Source organism: Acetobacter papayae JCM 25143, from assembly GCF_000613285.1.
GTDB classification, from domain to species: domain Bacteria; phylum Pseudomonadota; class Alphaproteobacteria; order Acetobacterales; family Acetobacteraceae; genus Acetobacter; species Acetobacter papayae.
The window spans coordinates 1-1,161 of sequence record NZ_BAIN01000158.1 but is presented as its reverse complement, the minus strand read 5'-3'; the positions used below and the strand labels follow the sequence as shown (position 1 = coordinate 1,161).

At 64.3% G+C, this 1,161-nt stretch carries 1 protein-coding gene and 1 pseudogene; both read left to right on the top strand.

From position 1 onward, the window contains the following. A pseudogene (locus JCM25143_RS15130) lies at positions 1-402 on the top strand (hypothetical protein); the annotation flags it as partial. A 45-nt stretch (positions 403-447) separates the two neighbouring features. Continuing rightward, a partial coding sequence (tilS, locus tag JCM25143_RS20435) for a tRNA lysidine(34) synthetase TilS (protein WP_234395358.1) occupies positions 448-1,161 on the top strand: 714 nt, incomplete at its 3' end.

Here is a 1,161-nt window from a genome sequence, read left to right as displayed (position 1 = left end):
CCGGCCGCGAGTGCGCCCACCACGCCTGATGACCTGCTCAAGGCGGGCAAGGCCGCACTGGTCAAGAAAGACTACGATACCGCGCATGATAATGCGCAGGCCGCTCTGCAACATGCCAAGGGCGCTTTCAAGGTGGATGCGCAGTTCCTGCTGGCACAGTCTCTCGCGGGGCAGAAGCAGTATCGGCAGTCGGCTCTGGCTTATTACGAGGCCTACAGCCTTTCGCCCAAAAGCACCCGCGCGCCGGATGCCCTGCTGGGCGTTACCGCAACGCTGCTGGCGCTGGGTGACAAGAAAGCCGCCTGTCAGGCTCTGGGCAAACTGCATGCCGAATTCCCGGACCCGGCCAAGCGTGTGAGCAATGCGGCGGATATCTACGGCCAGCGTGGCGGATGCGGCTAATGGCCGTTTTGGCGCATAGGTTTGGGGGGTAGTGGTATTTCCGCCTTGTTTGCGGGGCGGCCTGTTTTTTCCGGGCAGGCCGTCTGCCCCCAGTGGTTTTCCAAGCATATGGCGCGGCTGGGCCCGTTTGTTGAGGATACGCCCGGCCAGCCACCCGTAGCGCTGGCGGTTTCCGGTGGGGGCGATAGCCTGTGTCTGGCATGGCTTGCAACCCGGTGGCGGCGCAACCTGCTGGCTTTTGTGGTTGATCACGGATTGCGGGCGGAATCAGCCGCCGAGGCTGCCCTGAGCCTTGAGCGCCTGCGCGATATGGGTATACCCGCGCAGATATTGACCCTCAAAAACCTCCAATATGGGCCCGGCATTGCGCACCGTGCGCGTGATGCGCGTTACGCCGCCCTGCGTGCCGCATGCCGGGCACAGGGGTGCCTAGACCTGCTTTTGGGCCATCAGGCCGATGATCAGGCTGAAACTGCTTGCATGCGGCAGGCAGCGGGCAGCGGGCCAGACGGACTGGCGGGCATGGGCTGGATCAGCCTGCTGCCAGACCTGCGGTTGGTGCGGCCTTTACTTGGGGTTTCACGGCTGGCCCTGCGCAATACCCTGCGGGCTGCCGGGCTTGAATGGTGGATGACCCGTCCAATGAAGACAGGCGGGCCGAGCGGGTGCGCATACGCCACCAGCTTGCCGATGAAGGCCTGCGAGAAAAATTCTGGTGTCTGGCCATGGAGGCCGGGGCCGGGCGCATGGCGCGTGAGG